The sequence below is a fragment of the Agromyces agglutinans genome (assembly GCF_009647605.1).
GTDB classification, from domain to species: Bacteria; Actinomycetota; Actinomycetes; order Actinomycetales; family Microbacteriaceae; genus Agromyces; species Agromyces agglutinans.
In genome coordinates this window covers 253,674-269,905 of the sequence record NZ_WJIF01000003.1, presented here as the reverse complement: position 1 = coordinate 269,905, position 16,232 = coordinate 253,674, and the positions used below count along the sequence as shown (strand labels likewise).

Genomic DNA, 16,232 nt, shown 5'->3' with positions numbered 1-16,232 from the left:
CCGAGGCTGATGGCGCGACGCGTGCACCCGGGCCTCGCCCTCGGCATCCTGATCGGCAACCAGCTGCTCGCCGGCATCGGCGTCGCCTCGGGCATCGCCGTGGCCGCGCTGCTGGCCGAGGACCTGACCGGACAGACCGTCCTGGCCGGCCTCAGCCAGACCGCTTCGGTGCTCGGCGCCGGGCTCGTGGCGATCCCGCTCGCCCGCCTCGCCGTCGCGCGCGGCCGGCACGTCGCGCTCGCCGTGGGCTACGCCCTCGCCTTCGCGGGCGCGGTGCTCGTCGTCGTGGCGGCCACGACCGGGTTCGTACCCCTCGTCTTCGTCGGCCTCGCCGCGTTCGGCGCCGGTGCCGCCTCGGGCCTGCAGGCCCGCTTCGCCGCCACCGAGGTCGCGCATCCCGGCTTCGAGGCGCGCGCCATGTCGCTCGTACTGTGGGCGACGACGATCGGATCGGTCGCCGGCCCGAACCTCTCGCAGTTCGGCGACGACCTCGGCCGCAGCCTCGGCCTGCCGCCGCTCGTCGGTCCGTTCCTGCTGTCGGGCGTCGCGTTCGCGATCTCCACGCTGGTCGTCGCCGCCCTGCTCCGGATGCCCCGCCCCGGCGTGCTCGAGGCGGAGGCGGAGGCGGATGCCCCGGGCGTGGCATCCGCCGATGCAGCGTCAACCGACGCGACAGCCGGGGCCGTGGCATCCGCCGACGGGTCGCCGGCCCAGGAGGCTGGCGAGCCGGCCGAGCCGGCCGCGCCGCGGGTCGGCGCCTGGCGCGCGCTCGCGATCGCGTCGCACGACCCGCGCGCGCTGCTCGCCCTCGCCTCGATCATCTGCTCGCACACCGTGATGGTCGCCGTCATGGTGATGACGCCCGTGCACCTGCACGCGCACGGCCTGTCGCTCTCGGTGATCGGGCTCGTGATCTCGATCCACATCCTCGGCATGTACGGGGCGAGCCCGATCGTCGGCTGGATCGTCGACCGGCTGGGCGCCCTGCCGGTCATCGGCGCGGGCGTCGCGATCCTGCTCTCGGCGACCGTCATCGGCATGCTCGCGCCCGCCGAGGATCCGGTGCTCGTGCCGCTCGCGCTCGGTCTGCTCGGCCTCGGGTGGTCGGCGGGGCTCATCGGAGGGTCGGCGCTGCTCACGACGTCGGTGGACGCATCGCTGCGCGTGCCGTTGCAGGGCGCTTCGGACGCCTCGATGAACTTCGCCGCGGCGATCGCCGCGGCCGCCTCGGGCGTGGTGCTCGAGCTCGGCGGATTCCAGGCGGTGAACGTCGTCGCGGCGCTCGTGCTGCTGCCGCTCGTGCTGGCGGGCGTGCGGGTGCTCGTCGGTGCCCGTCGAGTGACCGCCTGATCGCGCTCTCACGGTCTTCCCAGCCAGTGAGAGGTTTCCTCACAATTTTGGGTGGTGAACTCTGTCGGTCCCCCAAACGACCGACAGGAAACACCCCCCTTCACCGTGCCGGAATCCTTCCTCCCCCTCCGCAGCCGTTCCACGTACCGCCCGCCCGTGCCCGAGCCGGGCGGGACGCGTGACGGGACGGATGCGGCGAAGACTCCCAAGCACCGTGCTGCTCCTGTCGGCAACCGGCGGCCCACCCCCACGACGCGTCGCGAAGCGCGTCGTTGGGCCGCCCTCTCCTCGGCGACGGCGATCGTCGGCGTGAGCGCCTTCGGTTCCCTCGCCGTCGCCGGGGAGACCCCCGCCACCGCCGACCGGGCCGTCGCGGTCGTGCAGCAGCGTTCGGCCGACGACACGCTGACCGTCGCCGCCTCGGCGGGCGCGCCGGAGACGGCGGCGCAGGCGGCCGCCGCGGCCGCCGACCTCGATCCGACGATCACGAGCGGCCTCTCGATCTCGCAGGCGCCGTTCACCGGCGGCACGCAGGTGACCGTCGCGGGCGAGCACCTCGACCGGGTCGCGCAGGTCGTCGTGGGCGCGACGCCGGCGCCGATCGTCGCGGCCGGCACCGACCACCTCACCTTCGCCGTGCCGTCGACCGCCGACACCTCGCTCGGCGACGTCGCGGTGACCTTCACGGATGCCGCCGGCGCGGCCGCCGACGTCGAACTGCCGACGGAGTCGTTCACCGCGGCATCCGGCGCCTCGGTCGCGTCGGCCGCCGCGGGAGCCTCGCTCTCGCCGGCCTCCCCGGAAGCGGCCGCCGTCAGCGCAGCCGCCCCGGTGACCGCGCAGGCGGCGGCGACCGATGCGCTCACCCTGACCTACACGACCGACCCCGGCATCGACGCGCAGGTCGGCTACGTGCTCGCGTACTGGTCGTCGTACAACTCGGCGCAGTACCCCGTGATCTCGGGCTACGACTGCGCGAACTTCACGAGCCAGTCGCTCATCGCACGGGGCTGGACCATGGACGGCGCCTGGTACTACGACGCCGCCACGGGCGCCATGTCACCGACCTGGACGAGCTCGACCGCCATGCGCGACTGGCTGCTCACCCGCCCCGACCTCGCGACGGCGCTCGACGACTCGCAGCGCGCGCTGGTGAAGGTCGGCGACATCGCCCAGTTCGATTGGGACGGGTCGGGCGACCGCGACCACACGGCCGTCGTCACGCGGGTCGAGCGCACGGCGAACGGCACCAAGGTCTGGGTCGGCGGCCACACCAAGGATGCCGACTTCTGGGACGTCGACCAGGCCCTCGCCACCGGCGGCGGCTCGGTGCACTACTTCTCGCTGAGCTGACGACCGTCGGTCGGGCTCAGCCGAGCGCGTCGGTGACGATCCGCTGCGCCTCGGCCTGCACCTGCGCGAGGTGCTCGGGCCCGCGGAACGACTCGGCGTAGATCTTGTAGACGTCCTCGGTGCCGCTCGGGCGCGCGGCGAACCACGCGTGCTCGGTCGCGACCTTGAGCCCGCCGACCGCGGCGCCGTTGCCGGGCGCGTGCGAGAGCTTCGCGGTGATCTCCTCGCCCGCGAGCTCGGTCGCGCGCACCGCGTCGCCGTCGAGCCTGCCGAGCGCCTGCTTCTGCGCGGGCGTGGCCGGGGCATCCGTTCGCTCGTACGCCGGATCGCCGTACCGCTCGACGAGGTCGGCGTACAGCTTCGATGGCGACTCGCCGGTGACGGCTCGGATCTCGGCGGCCAGCAGGCAGAGCAGGATGCCGTCCTTGTCGGTCGTCCACACGGATCCGTCGAACCGCAGGAACGACGCGCCTGCGCTCTCCTCGCCGCCGAATCCCACCGAGCCGTCGATGAGGCCCGGCACGAACCACTTGAAGCCGACCGGCACCTCCCAGAGGTGTCGGCCGAGGCCCGCGGCGACCCGGTCGATCATCGAGCTCGACACGAGGGTCTTGCCGATCGAGGCATCCTTGCGCCAGCCTTCGCGGTGGCCGAACAGGTACTCGATCGCGACCGCGAGGTAGTGGTTGGGGTTCATGAGCCCGCCGTCGGGCGTGACGATGCCGTGGCGGTCGGCGTCGGCGTCGTTGCCCGTCAGGATGTCGAACTCGCCGGCGCGCGCCACCACCGAGGCCATCGCGTTGGCGCTCGACGGGTCCATGCGGATCTTCCCGTCCCAGTCGAGCGTCATGAACGACCAGCGCGGGTCGACGCGCTCGTTCACGACCGTGAGGTCGAGCTCGTAGCGATCGCGGATCGCCGCCCAGTACGACACGGATGCCCCGCCCAGCGGGTCGGCCCCGATGCGGATGCCCGCACGGCGGATCGCGTCGAAGTCGATGATGTTCGCGAGGTCCTCGACGTAGCGGCCCCGGAAGTCGTACGTCTCGACGGCGCTGGGCTCCGCCTGGTTCACGCCCTTCAGCCCGTCGGCGATGAGCTCGTTGGCGCGATTCGCGATCCAGCTCGTCGCCTCGGAGTCGGCGGGCCCGCCGTGCGGCGGGTTGTACTTGAAACCGCCGTCCTGCGGCGGGTTGTGCGAGGGCGTGATCACGATGCCGTCGGCCTCGCCCTCGGCGCGGCGCTCGGGATCGTTGTTCCAGCTCAGGATCGCGTGGCTGAGCGCCGGGGTCGGCACGTAGTCGTCGAACTCGTCGACGAGCACGCGCACGCCGTTGGCGACGAGCACGTCGAGCGCCGTGGTCTGCGCGGGTGCGCTCAGCGCGTGCGTGTCGGAGCCGATGAACAGCGGACCCGTGATGCCCTGGCCGGCGCGGTACTCGCAGATCGCCTGCGTGATCGCGAGGATGTGGCCTTCGTTGAACGCCGTCGCGAGCGACGATCCTCGGTGTCCCGAGGTGCCGAACGCGACGCGCTGCCCGGGCACCGAGGCATCCGGTCTGCGCTCGTAATACGCGCGCACCAGCGCTTCCACGTCGATCAGGTCGGACTCGGTCGCCGGGGTGCCTGCGCGCTCATGCATGCCTCCCAGTCTGGCACCGCGCCCCCTATCCTGAACCCATGGGGGCGGGGGAGAGGCCCGGGCGTGCAGCCGAACTGGACCGCGCTCGCGGGCTCGCTCGACAGGGCGCGACGAGCGAGGCGTGGCGGATCGCGCTCGAGGTCGCCGACCGCGCTCGGGAGGCCGGCGACGTGGCGGCCATGGCCCGCGCCGCCGTCGTCGCGCGGCCCCACTTCGAGGAGCCCGACCGGGTACGCGTGCATGCGCTGGCACGTGAGGCGCTGGCGAGGCTGCCCGACGGCGAAGACGTGCTGCGGGCGCGACTGCGCGCGCAGCTCGCCGCGACGGCCGACCGCTGGTCGGTGCGCGACTGGCCGAGCGACGCCGCCGCGGCGCTGGCCGAGGCCGAGCGGCTCGGCGACCCCGACGCGATCCTGTCGGCGCTGCAGGCGGTGCGCCTCGCGCTCGGCGACCCGCTGCGGTCCGCGGACTGGATCGAGATCGGCGATCGCGCGGTCGACCTCGGCATCGGCACGGGCGAGGCGTCGGCCATCGCCTGGGGTCGGATGTCGCGAATGGACGCCTTCTGGGTCGAGGGCCGGAGGGTGGAGCTCGAGAACGAGTTCAGCGTCCTCAGCGGCGAACTCGGCTCCAGGCTGGACGCGCGGACCCGGTGGCAGCTCGACCTGGTGCGGGCGGCCCTCGCCCTGCACGACGGTGCGTTCGCCGACGCCCGGGCGCGCATCGACCGCGCCGTCGCCACCGGCACGGCTTCGGGCGTCGGCCCGGCGGAGTTCTTCGGCGCCGTGTTCCACGGGCACCTCATCCCGTTCCTCGGGATCGTCGACGAGGCGGATGCCGCGGTGGAGGGGTTCGTGCGCCGGGCGATCGACGACGGGCTCTTCTTCGCCCACTCGTGGCTCGCCGAGATCTACGCCGTGACCGACCGGCACGATGCGGCGGGCGTCGAGTGGGCGATCATCCGCGACCGCCTGCGCGACGTGCCCCGGCATGCGCCGGAATGGCTCATCAGCGCGATCGGAACGGTCTCGGTGTGCCTCGGCCAGCGGGATCTCGAGTACGCGGCCCTGCTCTACGAGGACCTCACGCCCTACGCCGGGCTGCAGGGCACGGGCGCGGCGCACGCGCCGTCGTTCGGGCCGGTGAGCTACCACCTCGCCCGTCTGGCGGACGCGCTCGGCGACCCCGAGTCGGCACGCGAGCACGCCGAGGACGCGCTCGCGTCGGCACGCTCGATGGGTTCGGCGCCCTACCAGGGCCTCGCGCACGTCCTGCTCGCCCGCCTCGGCCCCGACGGCGCGCCCCACCGTGCGGCGGCGCGGGAGATCGCGCGCCGACTCGATTGGGCGCGCCTGGCCGACCTGGCGGATGCCTCGGCCCAGGGCTCCGCGCACGGCGGGCTGTCGGCCCGCGAGTTCGAGGTGGCCGGGCTGCTCGCCGAGGGGCTCAGCAACCGGGAGATCGCGGTGCGGCTGTTCCTCTCGGAACGCACGGTCGAGACGCACATGCGGCACATCCTCGAGAAGCTCGCCGTCCGTTCGCGCGTGCAGGTCGCCGCCTGGTACCGCGGCGAGGTCTGACGCGTCACGATCAGTGGCGGGTACGCGGCATCACGGATGTCGCGTCGCCGGGCGTGCTCGTACGGTCGCGCCATGTCCACTGCAACGCTCACCCAGCCTCCCCGCACCGCGTCGTCGGTGGTCCGCACCGTCGGCATCCTCACCATCGTCGGTGCGGTGATCGGCATCGTCGGCGGAACGGTGCTCGCGTTCGTCCCGCCGGGCCCCGGCGCCGTCGAGGGCACCTTCGCCTATCCGCTCGACCCCGCCGGGCACGCGCTGGCCGAGGCGTCGTTCATCCTCAACCACCTGCTGCTCGGGGCCGGCCTGCTCGTGGCGACGCTCTCGCCGGAAGCCGGAACCCGTCCCGGCCGTCTCGGCGGCTGGATCGCGCTCGCCGGCATGGCGGCCCTGACCGTGGCCGAGGCGTGGGCGATCCCGCTGGCCGGTGCTGCCTACCCGTCGGACGAGACGGCCGGCATCGACGTGCTCTACGGCGTCTCGTCGATGCTGCTCGGCGTCGGCCTCGTCCTCCTCGGCATCGGCATCGCGCGCGCCCCGCGCTCGCCCGGCGCACCGCGGTGGCACCGCTGGATCGTGCTCGTGCTCGGCATCATGGTGTTCGCCGTGGTCACGCCGGGGCTCATGCTGGGCTTCACCGGGGGACGCCTGGCCCTCGTCGCGTGGCAGGTCGCCTGGGCCGCGTTCGGCGTGGCGATCGTGCAGGCCGCGAACCGCGCGGGCCGGCGCTGATCGGTGCGCGCCGGCGCCGGTCGGGTCTGCGGTCGTCCCGTCAGCCGATCGCACCGTGCACGAACGACGCGACCGAGAAGATCGCGAGCCCCGCGAGTGCTCCCACCACCGTGCCGTTGATGCGGATGAACTGCAGGTCGCGCCCGACCTGCAGTTCGAGCTTCTCGGTCGTCTCGCGCGGGTCCCAGCGCTCGACGGTCTCGGTGATGACGCCCGCGATCTCGTGGCGATAGGTGCGGACGACGTAGGCCGCGGCATCCGTCACCCAGTCGTCGACCTTGGCGGCGAGCCGCTCGTCGGCGACGAGACGCGCGCCCACCTCGACCACGGCCTGCCGCAGGGCGGCGCGCAGATCGCTCTGCGGATCGGCGAGCGCCGCGTCGAGCGTGTCCTTGACGCTCGCCCATGCCTCACCGGCGAACTCGCGCAGGCGGGGGCTCTCCAGGAGGTCGGCCTTGATCTGCTCGACGCGCGCGATGGTCGCCGGGTCGTGCTGCAGCGCCTCCGCGAGCTCGGCGAGCCAGCCGTCGATCGCCTGGCGAAGCGGATGCCCCGGATCCGAGCGCACCGCCTCCACGAACGCGAGCGCCTCGCGGTGGGCCCGATCGTCGACGAGGCGGTCGACGAAGCCGGGCATCCAGCGGGGCAACCGGTCGGAGACCATGCGACCGAACGCCTCGGGGTGGGCCTCGAGCCAGGCGCCCGCCTTCTCGAGCACCACGTCGACGGCCGCGCGCTGCTGGTCGGCGGCGACCAGGCGCTCGCCGACGCGGCCGATCGCCGGCCCCCACTCGGGTTCGAACAGGTGCCGGCGGGCGAGCCGCTCGATGACGTCCTCGACGTCGGCGTCGCCGAGCAGGGTCAGCATGCCGCGCGCGGCAACGGATGCCTCGCCCGTGAGCCGGTCGGCGTTCGCCGGGGCCGCGAGCCAGGCGCCCAGGCGGCGGGCGATGCCGATGGAGCGCAGCTTGCCGAGCACGACGTCGTCGGAGAGGAACTCGTGCTCGACGAACGCGCCGAGGGTCGCGCCGATCTCGTCCTTGCGCGTCGGGATGATCGCGGTGTGCGGGATGGGCAGCCCGAGCGGGCGCCGGAACAGCGCCGTGACCGCGAACCAGTCGGCGATGGCGCCGACCATCGCGCCCTCGGCGGCGGCGCGCACGTACGCGAGCCAGGGCACCGAGTCCTGAAACGCGAAGGCGACCGCGAACACGACTGCGGCGACCACCAGCAGCGAGGTCGCGAGCCGCTTCATGCGCTGCAGGGCCGCGAGCCGCTCGGCATCGGTCGGCACGGGTCGATCCAGCACGGTCATCTCGGCCACCTCCCGGTACGGCTCCGTCCCGGGCCACGCTAGCCGGAGCGACGGTCGCCGCTGGCTAGGCTGGCCTGCATGACCGAGCCCGCCGCGCCCCATCCCGTCGAGACGTACTCGTACCTCGGGCCGGCCGGCACCTTCACCGAGGCGGCGCTCAAGCAGGTCCCCGACGCGGTCGGCCACGAGTGGCGGTCGGTCAACAACGTCGGCGAGGCGCTGGCGGATGTCACGTCGGGGCGCTCGATCGCGGCGATGATCGCGATCGAGAACTCGATCGAGGGCGGCGTCTCGGCGACGCAGGACGCGCTGGCGACCGTGCCGGGCCTGCGCATCATCGGCGAGTACCTCGTGCCCGTGAACTTCGTGCTCGTGGGCCGGCCCGGCACCGCACTCGCCGACGTGAAGGTCGTCAACGCCCACCCGGTCGCCTACGCGCAGTCGCGCGGCTGGCTCGAGCGCCACCTGCCCGACCACGGCCACATCCCGGCGTCGAGCAACGTGCAGGCGGCGACCTCGCTCTTCGAGCCCGACAGCAACGCCGACGCTGCCGTCGCCCCGCCCGGCATCGTCGAGCAGCTCGACGTGGCCCTCCTCGCCGAGGACATCGGCGACAACCCCAGCGCGGTCACCCGGTTCGTGCTCGTGAGCCGCTCGCGGGCGATCGCGCCGCGCACGGGCGCCGACAAGACGAGTCTCATCGTCGAGCTGCCCGACGACGAGCCCGGGTCGTTGCTCGCGATGCTCGAGCAGTTCTCCACCCGCGGGGTGAACATGTCGCTGCTCGAGTCGCGCCCGATCGGCGACGCGCTCGGCCGCTACCGGTTCGTGGTCGACCTCGACGGGCATGTCGAAGACGAGCGGGTCGCCGACGCCCTGCTCGGCCTCCGGCGTTTTTCACCCAACGTGATCTTCCTCGGCTCGTATCCGCGCGCCGACCGCCGCGAGGTCGAGTACCACTCCAAGTACGACGACGAGATCTTCATCGAGGCGCGCGACTGGCTGCGGGGCATCCTGAGCGGCGAACCGGGCGAGGCCGGCGAACCCGGCGAGGCGGGCGAACCCGGCACGGTGTAGCGGCGCGCCGCGACGCCGGCCGCGACAGCCGCCGTCAGTGCTGCGGATTCGGCGTGAACGTGTGCCCGAGGGTCGTGGAGAGCGCGGCGAAGATGCGGGTCGCGGGCGACGAGCAGGGCAGGGTGCGCGGGTCGCTCGCGCGCACCGGCGACTCGTCGCAGTCGCCCGACGCGATGTCGGAGTTCGTCTGCACGACGACCGTGGTGTCGGTCGTCGTGTCGTGGAACACCGCCGTGTTGTAGCCGGGCAGCTCGCCCGTGTGGCCGACCCAGCCGTCGACGCATCCGAAGCCGAGGCCGTAGCCGGCCGAACCCGGGAACGAGGTGAGCCGCTCCACCTGCGACTCGTCGGCGAGCAGGCCCTGGCCCGTGCCGAGCGCGCGACCGAAGACGAGCAGGTCGTCGACGGACGAGACGATCTCGCCCGCGGTGAAGCCCCACGACGGATTCCAGTGCGTGGCGTCGAGCGGGGCGTCGGCGCTCGCGCCGTCGCCCTGCCACGTGATGCCGTGCGCATACGGCTCGGGCAGGTCGGTCGAGCTGCCCGGCCAGACGGTCTGGTCGAGGCCGAGCGGCTCGAAGATGCGCGCCGCGAAGAGCTCGCCGATGTCGCTGCCGGTCACGTGTTCGGCGATGACGCCGAGCAGCACGGTGTTCGTGTTCGAGTACTCGTAGGAGGTGCCGGGGTCGAAGCGCGGCGACACCTCGATGCCCGCGGCGATGAGCTCGTCGGGCGCGAACACGGTCTGCGGCGCCGCGAAGAAGACGTCCGTGAACGCCGGGTTGAACGTGTAGCTGCCGACGCCGCTCGTCATGTCCGCGAGTTGGCGCAGCGTGATCCGATCGCCGTTCGGCACGCCGTCGACGTACTCGGCGAGGTGGTCGTCGAGGCCCAGCAGGCCGTCTTCGGCCAATTGCATGATGAGCGAGACCGTGAACGGCTTGGTGACCGATCCGACCCGCGTGTGCATGCCGACCGCCATGGGCTCGCCGGTCGCGGCATCCGCCGAGCCGTAGGCGGCGCGCCACGTGCCCTCGGGCGTGCGCACGCCGACCACGGCGCCGGGAGCGGTGGTCTCGGGCAGCGTGGCGAGCACCGTCGCGTCGAGGGATGCCACGAGCCCCGCGTCGAGCTCGGCCGAGGTCGACTCGGCGGTGGGCTCGAGGGCCGCCACCGTCTCAGGGCTCTCGACGCAGGTCGACGCGATCGCGGTGGGCGTCGCTGGAGCGCTCGGCGCGGCAGTGTCGGGCGAGGACTCCGACGGCGCCACGCACGCGGCGACTCCGAGGGCGAGGGCGACGACCAGCAGGAGTGAGGCGGTGCTTCGACGAGCGGGCACGTGATGCCGCCTTCGGGAGTTCCGGGCGACCGGCCCGGTCGGGGCGCGATCCCGACGGCGCGCGCCATCGCCACGGTACCGCGCGTCGACCGTGGGCGGACCCGCCAGTTCGGGGGGCGCAAGGGGCCGCCGGTCAGTAGGCTGGCGCCACCCGACGAAGGAGCTGGTGTGTCAGAGACGGCACGGAACGGATTCGATCCGAGATACGATCCGCGGTTCCAGCGGGGGTACGTCCCCTCGTCGGATGCCGCGTCGGTGGATGCCGCGTCGGGTGCCGCGTCGACGCTCACGGCCGAACGCGTCCCGGCCTCGGCACCGGAACGGTCGGACGGGCTCGCGGAGCTCGCCGGCCTGATGGCCGTGGCGACCGACGAGACGGCGCGGATGGTACCGCCGCCGCCGTCGTCTCCGCCGGCTCCGTCGCCGCCGTCTCCGCCGTCTCCGCCGGCTCCGCATGCGTCTCCCTCGGCCTCCGCGACGGGGGAGGGCCGGGCAGAGCACGCGGAGCCCCGGCCCGATCACGACCACGAGACGGCCGAGCGGATGGCGGCGACGCCGGCCGCCGGACGACGCCCGGCCGTCACCTGGTGGCTCTGGCTGGTCCTCGGCGCGAGCGTGCTGTTCGTCATCGCGGGCGTCGCGACGTTCTGGAACTCGAACGCCGATCGCAGCTACTACGGGTACGCGCCCGGCTCCGACGAGGCGTTCACCGCGATGGTGGCCAGTTTCCTGAGTCCGGCCCTGGTCGAGATCGGCACGATCGGGGTGGTGGCCACGTGCCTCGCCTTCGCGCTGTTCGCGGGGCGCTCGAGGCGGCGGCGATGATCGGCCGATGGCTCCCGGTCGCGTCGCTCGCGTGCCTCGCGCTGATCGGCATCCTCGGCCTTCAGGCGGTCGTGCGCAGTATCACCGACATCGACCGGGCGAACATGAACCTCTCATGGAGCGGCGACGAGCCCCCGCCCGAGATCGTCGAGATGTGGCTCTGGCGCGACTTCGGCTACCTGATCGCGATGCCGGCCTTCGCCACGCTCTTCGCGGCGTCCCTGCTCGCGCTCGCCGTGATCGGCGCACGCTTCCCGGCGGCGCGGATCGCCGAGCGGATCGCCGAGCGGCGGGCCGACGCCGTCGCTGATCAGTGGGCCGGCCCGGTCTCAGGCCTCGACGCGCACGATGAGCGCTCGCGGGTCGGCGCGGAACCGGGCGCTCACCACTGACCCGAACTCGTCGCCGTCGATCTCGAATTCCTCGGCCGCGCCCTCGATGCGGATGACGACCTCGCGGCCACGGCCGTAGACGACCTCGCGGCGACGGCTGCCTCCCGTGAGGTCCATGAACTGGCGCCCGATCGCGGACTTGCGCAGCACCCGGTTCTCCCACGTGACCTTGCGCCAGACGAACAGCCACCCGATGAGGTTGCGCGGCTGCAGCACGACGACGTCGAGCTGGCCGTCGTCGATCTCGGCGTCGGGGATCAGCTCGATGTTGCCCGGCAGGTATCCGAGGTTCGCGACGAGGATGCTCGACGCGCGCGGGCGGTGCACCCGGCCGGTATCGACCCGGTAGTGCACCCGGAACGGCTTCGAGGCGGGGATCGCGCGCAGCCCGGCGTCGACGTACGCGAGCCATCCGACGCGCTTCTTCAGATCGGGGTTGGTGTTCGCGATCATCGCCGCGTCGAGGCCGATTCCGGCCATGACGAGCGAGACGTGCGTCTCGGTGTCGCCCTCGGGTCGGCGGATGTCGGCGACGAGCACGTCGACCTCCCGCTCGACGCCCGAGAAGGCGAGCACGACGGCGTCGGCGACGTCGTTCACGGGGATGCCGAGGTTGCGGGCGAAGAGGTTGCCGGTGCCGAGCGGCACGAGCCCCAACGGGACGCCGGTTCCGCGAAGGCCCGCCGCGACCGAGCGGATGGTGCCGTCGCCGCCCGCGGCGATCACGAGATCGACGCCCTCGTCGACCGCCTGGCGGGCCTGGCCCTTGCCGGGATCCTCGACGGTCGTGTCGAGCCACAGGCTCGGCGCGAACCCCTGCCGGGCCTCGGCCTCCCCGACGGCCGTGCGGAGCGCGTCGATGCCCTCCTTCGACGGATTGGCGATGATCGCCGCCCGAAGCGGGTGCGCGCTCGCGCGCGCGGCATCCGTCGTCGCGTCCTCCACCGGCTCCGGCCCCCGCTCGTCCACGCAGCCACGCTACGGCATCGGCGCCCGCGACGGGCCCAGGCGGGCGCGAGGCGCCCGGCCCGGCGTCGGCGCCCGCGGTTAGACTGGCTGGCGTGATCGACCCCGTGCTCCTCCGCGAGAACCCCGACCTGGTCAAGCGTTCGCAGGAACTGCGCGGCGAGTCCACCGCGCTCGTCGACGAGGCCGTCGAAGCGGATGCCGCGCGCCGCGCCGCGATCACCGCGTTCGAGTCGCTGCGCGCCGAGCAGAACGCGTTCGGCAAGCAGGTCGCGAAGGCGCCGAAAGACGAGAAGGCGGCCCTGGTCGCCGCGGCGCAGACGCTCGCGGCATCCGTGAAGGACGCCGGCCAGCGTGCGAGCGAAGCCGAGGCCGAGTTCACGGCCGCCGTGCAGCGACTGGGCAACGTCGTGATCGACGGCGTGCCGGCCGGCGGCGAAGACGACTACGTCGTGCTGCGCGAGGTCGGCGGGGTGCCGACGTTCGACTTCGAGCCCCGCGACCACCTCGCGATCGGCGAGCTGCTCGACGCGATCGACATGGCCCGCGGTGCGAAGGTGTCCGGCGCGCGGTTCCACTACCTGAAGGGCGTCGGCGCCCGCCTCGAGCTCGCGCTCATGACGATGGGCCTCGACCGCGCGATCGCGGCCGGGTTCACCCCGCTGATCACCCCGACCCTCGTGCGACCCGAGATCATGCAGGGCACGGGCTTCCTCGGCGCCCATGCCGAAGAGGTGTACCACCTCCCGGCCGACGACCTCTACCTCACCGGCACGAGCGAGGTCGCGCTCGCCGGGTACCACCAGGGGGAGATCCTCGACGTCTCGAACGGCCCGCTGCGCTACGCGGGCTGGTCGACCTGCTACCGCCGCGAGGCGGGAAGCCATGGCAAGGACACGCGCGGCATCATCCGCGTGCACCAGTTCAACAAGCTCGAGATGTTCAGCTACATCGACCCGGCCGACGCCGAGGCCGAGCACGAGCGGATGCTCGGCTGGCAGGAGGAGATGCTGCAGGCGCTCGGCCTCTCGTACCGGGTCATCGACACGGCGGCCGGCGACCTCGGCTCCAGCGCGGCGCGAAAGTACGACGTCGAGGCGTGGGTGCCGACGCAGGGTGCCTACCGCGAGCTCACCTCGACCTCGAACTGCACGACGTTCCAGGCCCGTCGCCTCGACATCCGCCACCGCGGCGAGGGAGGCAAGACGGCGCCCGTGGCCACGCTCAACGGCACGCTCGCGACGACGCGGTGGATCGTCGCCATCCTCGAGACGCACCAGCAGGCCGACGGGTCGGTCGCCGTTCCCGAGGCCCTTCGCGGGTACCTCGGCGGCCTCGAGGTGCTCGAGCCGATCGCATGAGCGCCGGCGAACCCGTTGGTCGAGGAGCGCCCGGCGAAGCCGGACGCGTATCGACGCCCTGGCTCGTCGCCCTCGACATCGACGGCACCGTCATGCACGAGGACGAGTCGATCGACGCGGCCGTGGTCGATGCCGTGGCATCCGCCCGCGATCGCGGGCACCTCGTGACGCTCGCGACCGGGCGCTCCTGGGCGACCACCGCGCCCGTGCTCGAGCGGCTCGAGCTCTCGCCCGAGTACGTGGTCTGCGCCAACGGCGCCATCACGATGGCACGCGACGACCGAGAGCCCGGCGGCTACGCGCGCTGGCACGTCGAGACGTTCGACCCGACCGAGGTGCTCGAGCGCATCCGCGGCTTCCTGCCCGCCGGCCGGTTCATGGTCGAGCTGCCCGACGGCTACCGCCTCTACACCGAGGGCATGACTGACTGGAACCTCGTCGATGCGCGCGAGGTCGAGTTCGAGGAGCTGCTCGACCAGCGAGCCACGCGCGTCGTGGTGACGAGCCTCGACCACGACCTCGACGAGTTCTTCGCGATCGTCGACCGCATGGGCCTGCACCACGTCAGCTACGCCATCGGCTGGACCGCCTGGCTCGACATCGCGCCCGACGGCGTCAACAAGGCGACCGCACTCGAGCGCGTGCGCGGCCGGCTCGACGTGCCGATCGACCGACTCTTCGTCGCCGGCGACGGCCGCAACGACATCGAGATGTTCACCTGGGCGCGTGCCGCCGGGCGGGCGATCGCGATGGGCCAGGCGCCCGACGACGTCAAGCACGCCGCCACCGAGGTGACCGGATCCATCGACGAGGCGGGTCTCGCCGCCATACTGGAGACATTGCCGTGATCCCGCGCCGCTGACGCGGGGTCGCGCATCGGGCGGAGGGGGCCGGATGACGGCTGACGGCGGCTCGCCGGCGGAGGTGGAGGGTGCACGGCACGGGCGGATGCCGCGCCGCAGTGCCGGCCGGTCGGCGATCACGCTGATCGCCTCGGCGCTCGCGGTGCTGCTCGTCGCCGGCGCGGCCGTCGCGGCCTTCGTCGTGGTCGACCTCTACCGGGGGCTGCAGCAGCGCCCGCCGGTCGAGCTCGAGAGCGAGCGCATGCTCGAGGGCGTCCCCGACATCGGGGCGATGGAGGGCGGGCTCACGTTCTTCCTCGCGGGCAGCGACAAGCGGCCGGAAGACGGCGCGTTCGGCGATCCCGACGAGGAGAGCGGCGTCCTCAACGACGTGAACATGCTGCTGCACATCTCGCAGGACCATTCGCACGTCGAGGTCGTGAGCTTTCCGAGGGATCTCCTCGTCGACGTGCCCGAGTGCCCCGACCCGTCGGGCGCAGAGGGCGAGACGCTCGCGCCGATGTACGGCGTGAAGCTGAACTCGGTGCTGCACTACGGCGGCGTCGGCTGCGTCGTCGCGACGATCGAGCAGCTCACCGGGCTCACGATCCCCGTAGCGGGCGTGGTCGAGTTCTACGGGGTCGCCTCGCTCGCCGAGGCGGTCGGCGGCGTCGAGGTGTGCCTCGCCGAACCCATCGACGACCCGTGGTCGGGCCTCCAGCTCGATGCGGGCACGCATTCCATCACCGGCATGACCGCGCTCGCGTTCCTGCGCTCGCGCCACGGCGTCGGCGACGGCAGCGACCTCGGACGCATCTCGAACCAGCAGGCCTTCCTCTCCTCGCTCATGCGGACGATCCAGGGCGACGGCGTGCTCTCCGACCCCGTCAAGCTGTACGCGATCGCGAAGGCCGTGCTCGGCAACATGCAGCTCTCGAGCTACCTGCAGGACCCGGTCACGCTCATCTCGATCGCGCGCACGCTGCAGGACGTCGACCTCTCGAAGATCGTGTTCGTGCAGTACCCGACTGCGTACACGAGCGACTTCGGGGCGGTGGTGCCGACCGAGTCCGCCGACGCGCTGAACGCCGCGCTCGTCGCGGACCAGCCGCTGCAACTCGCGGCGGAGGCGACGACGGATGCCACGTACGGCACGGTTCCCGGCGAACAACCGTCCGCCGAGGCATCCGCACCCCCGACGGATGCCGCGCCGGATGCGCCCCCGACGGATGCGCCCGGGGAACCGCCGGCGGAGCCACCGCCGACCGAGACGCCCGCGCAGGTGCTGCCCGACGACATCACGGGGCAGACGGGTGCCGAGGTGCGCTGCTCCACCGCGAACGACCGCTGAGGCGGGGCGCCTCAGCGGCTTCACAGCCGGCGCTGACAGGCTGGCTGGAATGCGCGTCGGCTAGAATCGCCGTCGACCCGCCCGATGACGAGCGCCGTGGACCCCAT

At 72.9% G+C, this 16,232-nt stretch carries 14 protein-coding genes; 10 read left to right on the top strand and 4 right to left on the bottom strand.

Translation table 11 applies throughout. The features are described from left to right. Positions 1 to 9 precede the first annotated feature (9 nt). The gene (locus GE115_RS07465) at positions 10 to 1,350 is read left to right on the top strand and encodes an MFS transporter (protein ID WP_153684148.1); all 1,341 of its coding nucleotides are present in this window, start codon (positions 10 to 12) and stop codon (positions 1,348 to 1,350) included. 309 nt (positions 1,351 to 1,659) lie between these two features. Beyond that, complete coding sequence (locus GE115_RS07460; RefSeq protein ID WP_153684147.1) at positions 1,660 to 2,703, top strand: amidase domain-containing protein; 1,044 nt, start codon at positions 1,660 to 1,662, stop codon at positions 2,701 to 2,703. 16 nt (positions 2,704 to 2,719) lie between these two features. Here GE115_RS07460 and pgm read toward each other — a convergent pair whose 3' ends face one another. Further along, positions 2,720 to 4,345 carry a phosphoglucomutase (alpha-D-glucose-1,6-bisphosphate-dependent) gene (gene pgm, locus GE115_RS07455; protein ID WP_153684146.1) on the bottom strand — a complete coding sequence of 542 codons (1,626 nt, stop codon included), beginning with the start codon at positions 4,343 to 4,345 and terminating at the stop codon, positions 2,720 to 2,722. A 38-nt stretch (positions 4,346 to 4,383) separates the two neighbouring features. On the opposite strand from pgm, the gene GE115_RS18810 reads away from it, so the two are divergent. Together GE115_RS18810 and GE115_RS07445 are read left to right on the top strand one after the other, a co-directional pair. Then, on the top strand, positions 4,384 to 5,925 hold the full coding sequence (locus GE115_RS18810) for a helix-turn-helix domain-containing protein (RefSeq protein ID WP_153684145.1): 1,542 nt from the start codon (positions 4,384 to 4,386) through the stop codon (positions 5,923 to 5,925). A gap of 72 nt (positions 5,926 to 5,997) precedes the next feature. Further along, positions 5,998 to 6,657: a hypothetical protein gene (locus GE115_RS07445; RefSeq protein ID WP_153684144.1), complete on the top strand. Its 660-nt coding sequence runs from the start codon at positions 5,998 to 6,000 to the stop codon at positions 6,655 to 6,657. Positions 6,658 to 6,697: 40 nt separating this feature from the next. On the opposite strand, the gene GE115_RS07440 is transcribed toward GE115_RS07445, so the two are convergent. Continuing rightward, the gene (locus tag GE115_RS07440; RefSeq protein WP_153684143.1) at positions 6,698 to 7,972 is read right to left on the bottom strand and encodes a DUF445 domain-containing protein; all 1,275 of its coding nucleotides are present in this window, start codon (positions 7,970 to 7,972) and stop codon (positions 6,698 to 6,700) included. Between the two features lie 78 nt (positions 7,973 to 8,050). Here GE115_RS07440 and pheA point away from each other — a divergent pair, with 78 nt between their 5' ends. Beyond that, the gene (gene pheA / locus GE115_RS07435) at positions 8,051 to 9,049 is read left to right on the top strand and encodes a prephenate dehydratase (protein WP_153684142.1); all 999 of its coding nucleotides are present in this window, start codon (positions 8,051 to 8,053) and stop codon (positions 9,047 to 9,049) included. A gap of 34 nt (positions 9,050 to 9,083) precedes the next feature. Here pheA and GE115_RS07430 read toward each other — a convergent pair whose 3' ends face one another. Continuing rightward, the gene (locus tag GE115_RS07430; RefSeq protein ID WP_312854994.1) at positions 9,084 to 10,388 is read right to left on the bottom strand and encodes a serine hydrolase domain-containing protein; all 1,305 of its coding nucleotides are present in this window, start codon (positions 10,386 to 10,388) and stop codon (positions 9,084 to 9,086) included. A 543-nt stretch (positions 10,389 to 10,931) separates the two neighbouring features. Here GE115_RS07430 and GE115_RS07425 point away from each other — a divergent pair. Together GE115_RS07425 and GE115_RS07420 are read left to right on the top strand one after the other, a co-directional pair. Continuing rightward, positions 10,932 to 11,213: a hypothetical protein gene (locus tag GE115_RS07425; protein WP_153684141.1), complete on the top strand. Its 282-nt coding sequence runs from the start codon at positions 10,932 to 10,934 to the stop codon at positions 11,211 to 11,213. Next, entirely contained in the window at positions 11,210 to 11,605 is a 396-nt protein-coding gene (locus tag GE115_RS07420; protein ID WP_153684140.1) for a hypothetical protein, read from the top strand. Before GE115_RS07425 ends, GE115_RS07420 begins: the two co-directional genes overlap by 4 nt. Here the strand turns inward: GE115_RS07420 and GE115_RS07415 are convergent. After that, positions 11,543 to 12,574 carry a diacylglycerol/lipid kinase family protein gene (locus GE115_RS07415; RefSeq protein ID WP_153684139.1) on the bottom strand — a complete coding sequence of 344 codons (1,032 nt, stop codon included), beginning with the start codon at positions 12,572 to 12,574 and terminating at the stop codon, positions 11,543 to 11,545. The genes GE115_RS07420 and GE115_RS07415 overlap by 63 nt on opposite strands. A gap of 92 nt (positions 12,575 to 12,666) precedes the next feature. Here GE115_RS07415 and serS point away from each other — a divergent pair, with 92 nt between their 5' ends. Genes serS through GE115_RS07400 form a run of 3 tightly spaced genes read left to right on the top strand, consistent with a single transcriptional unit; the run spans position 12,667 to position 16,125 of the window. Further along, complete coding sequence (gene serS, locus GE115_RS07410; protein WP_312854993.1) at positions 12,667 to 13,932, top strand: serine--tRNA ligase; 1,266 nt, start codon at positions 12,667 to 12,669, stop codon at positions 13,930 to 13,932. Continuing rightward, entirely contained in the window at positions 13,929 to 14,780 is an 852-nt protein-coding gene (locus GE115_RS07405; protein ID WP_153684137.1) for an HAD family hydrolase, read from the top strand. The genes serS and GE115_RS07405 overlap by 4 nt, the downstream gene beginning before the upstream one ends. Before the next feature lie 46 nt (positions 14,781 to 14,826). Next, the gene (locus tag GE115_RS07400) at positions 14,827 to 16,125 is read left to right on the top strand and encodes an LCP family protein (RefSeq protein ID WP_153684136.1); all 1,299 of its coding nucleotides are present in this window, start codon (positions 14,827 to 14,829) and stop codon (positions 16,123 to 16,125) included. The last annotated feature ends 107 nt before the right edge of the window (positions 16,126 to 16,232 follow it).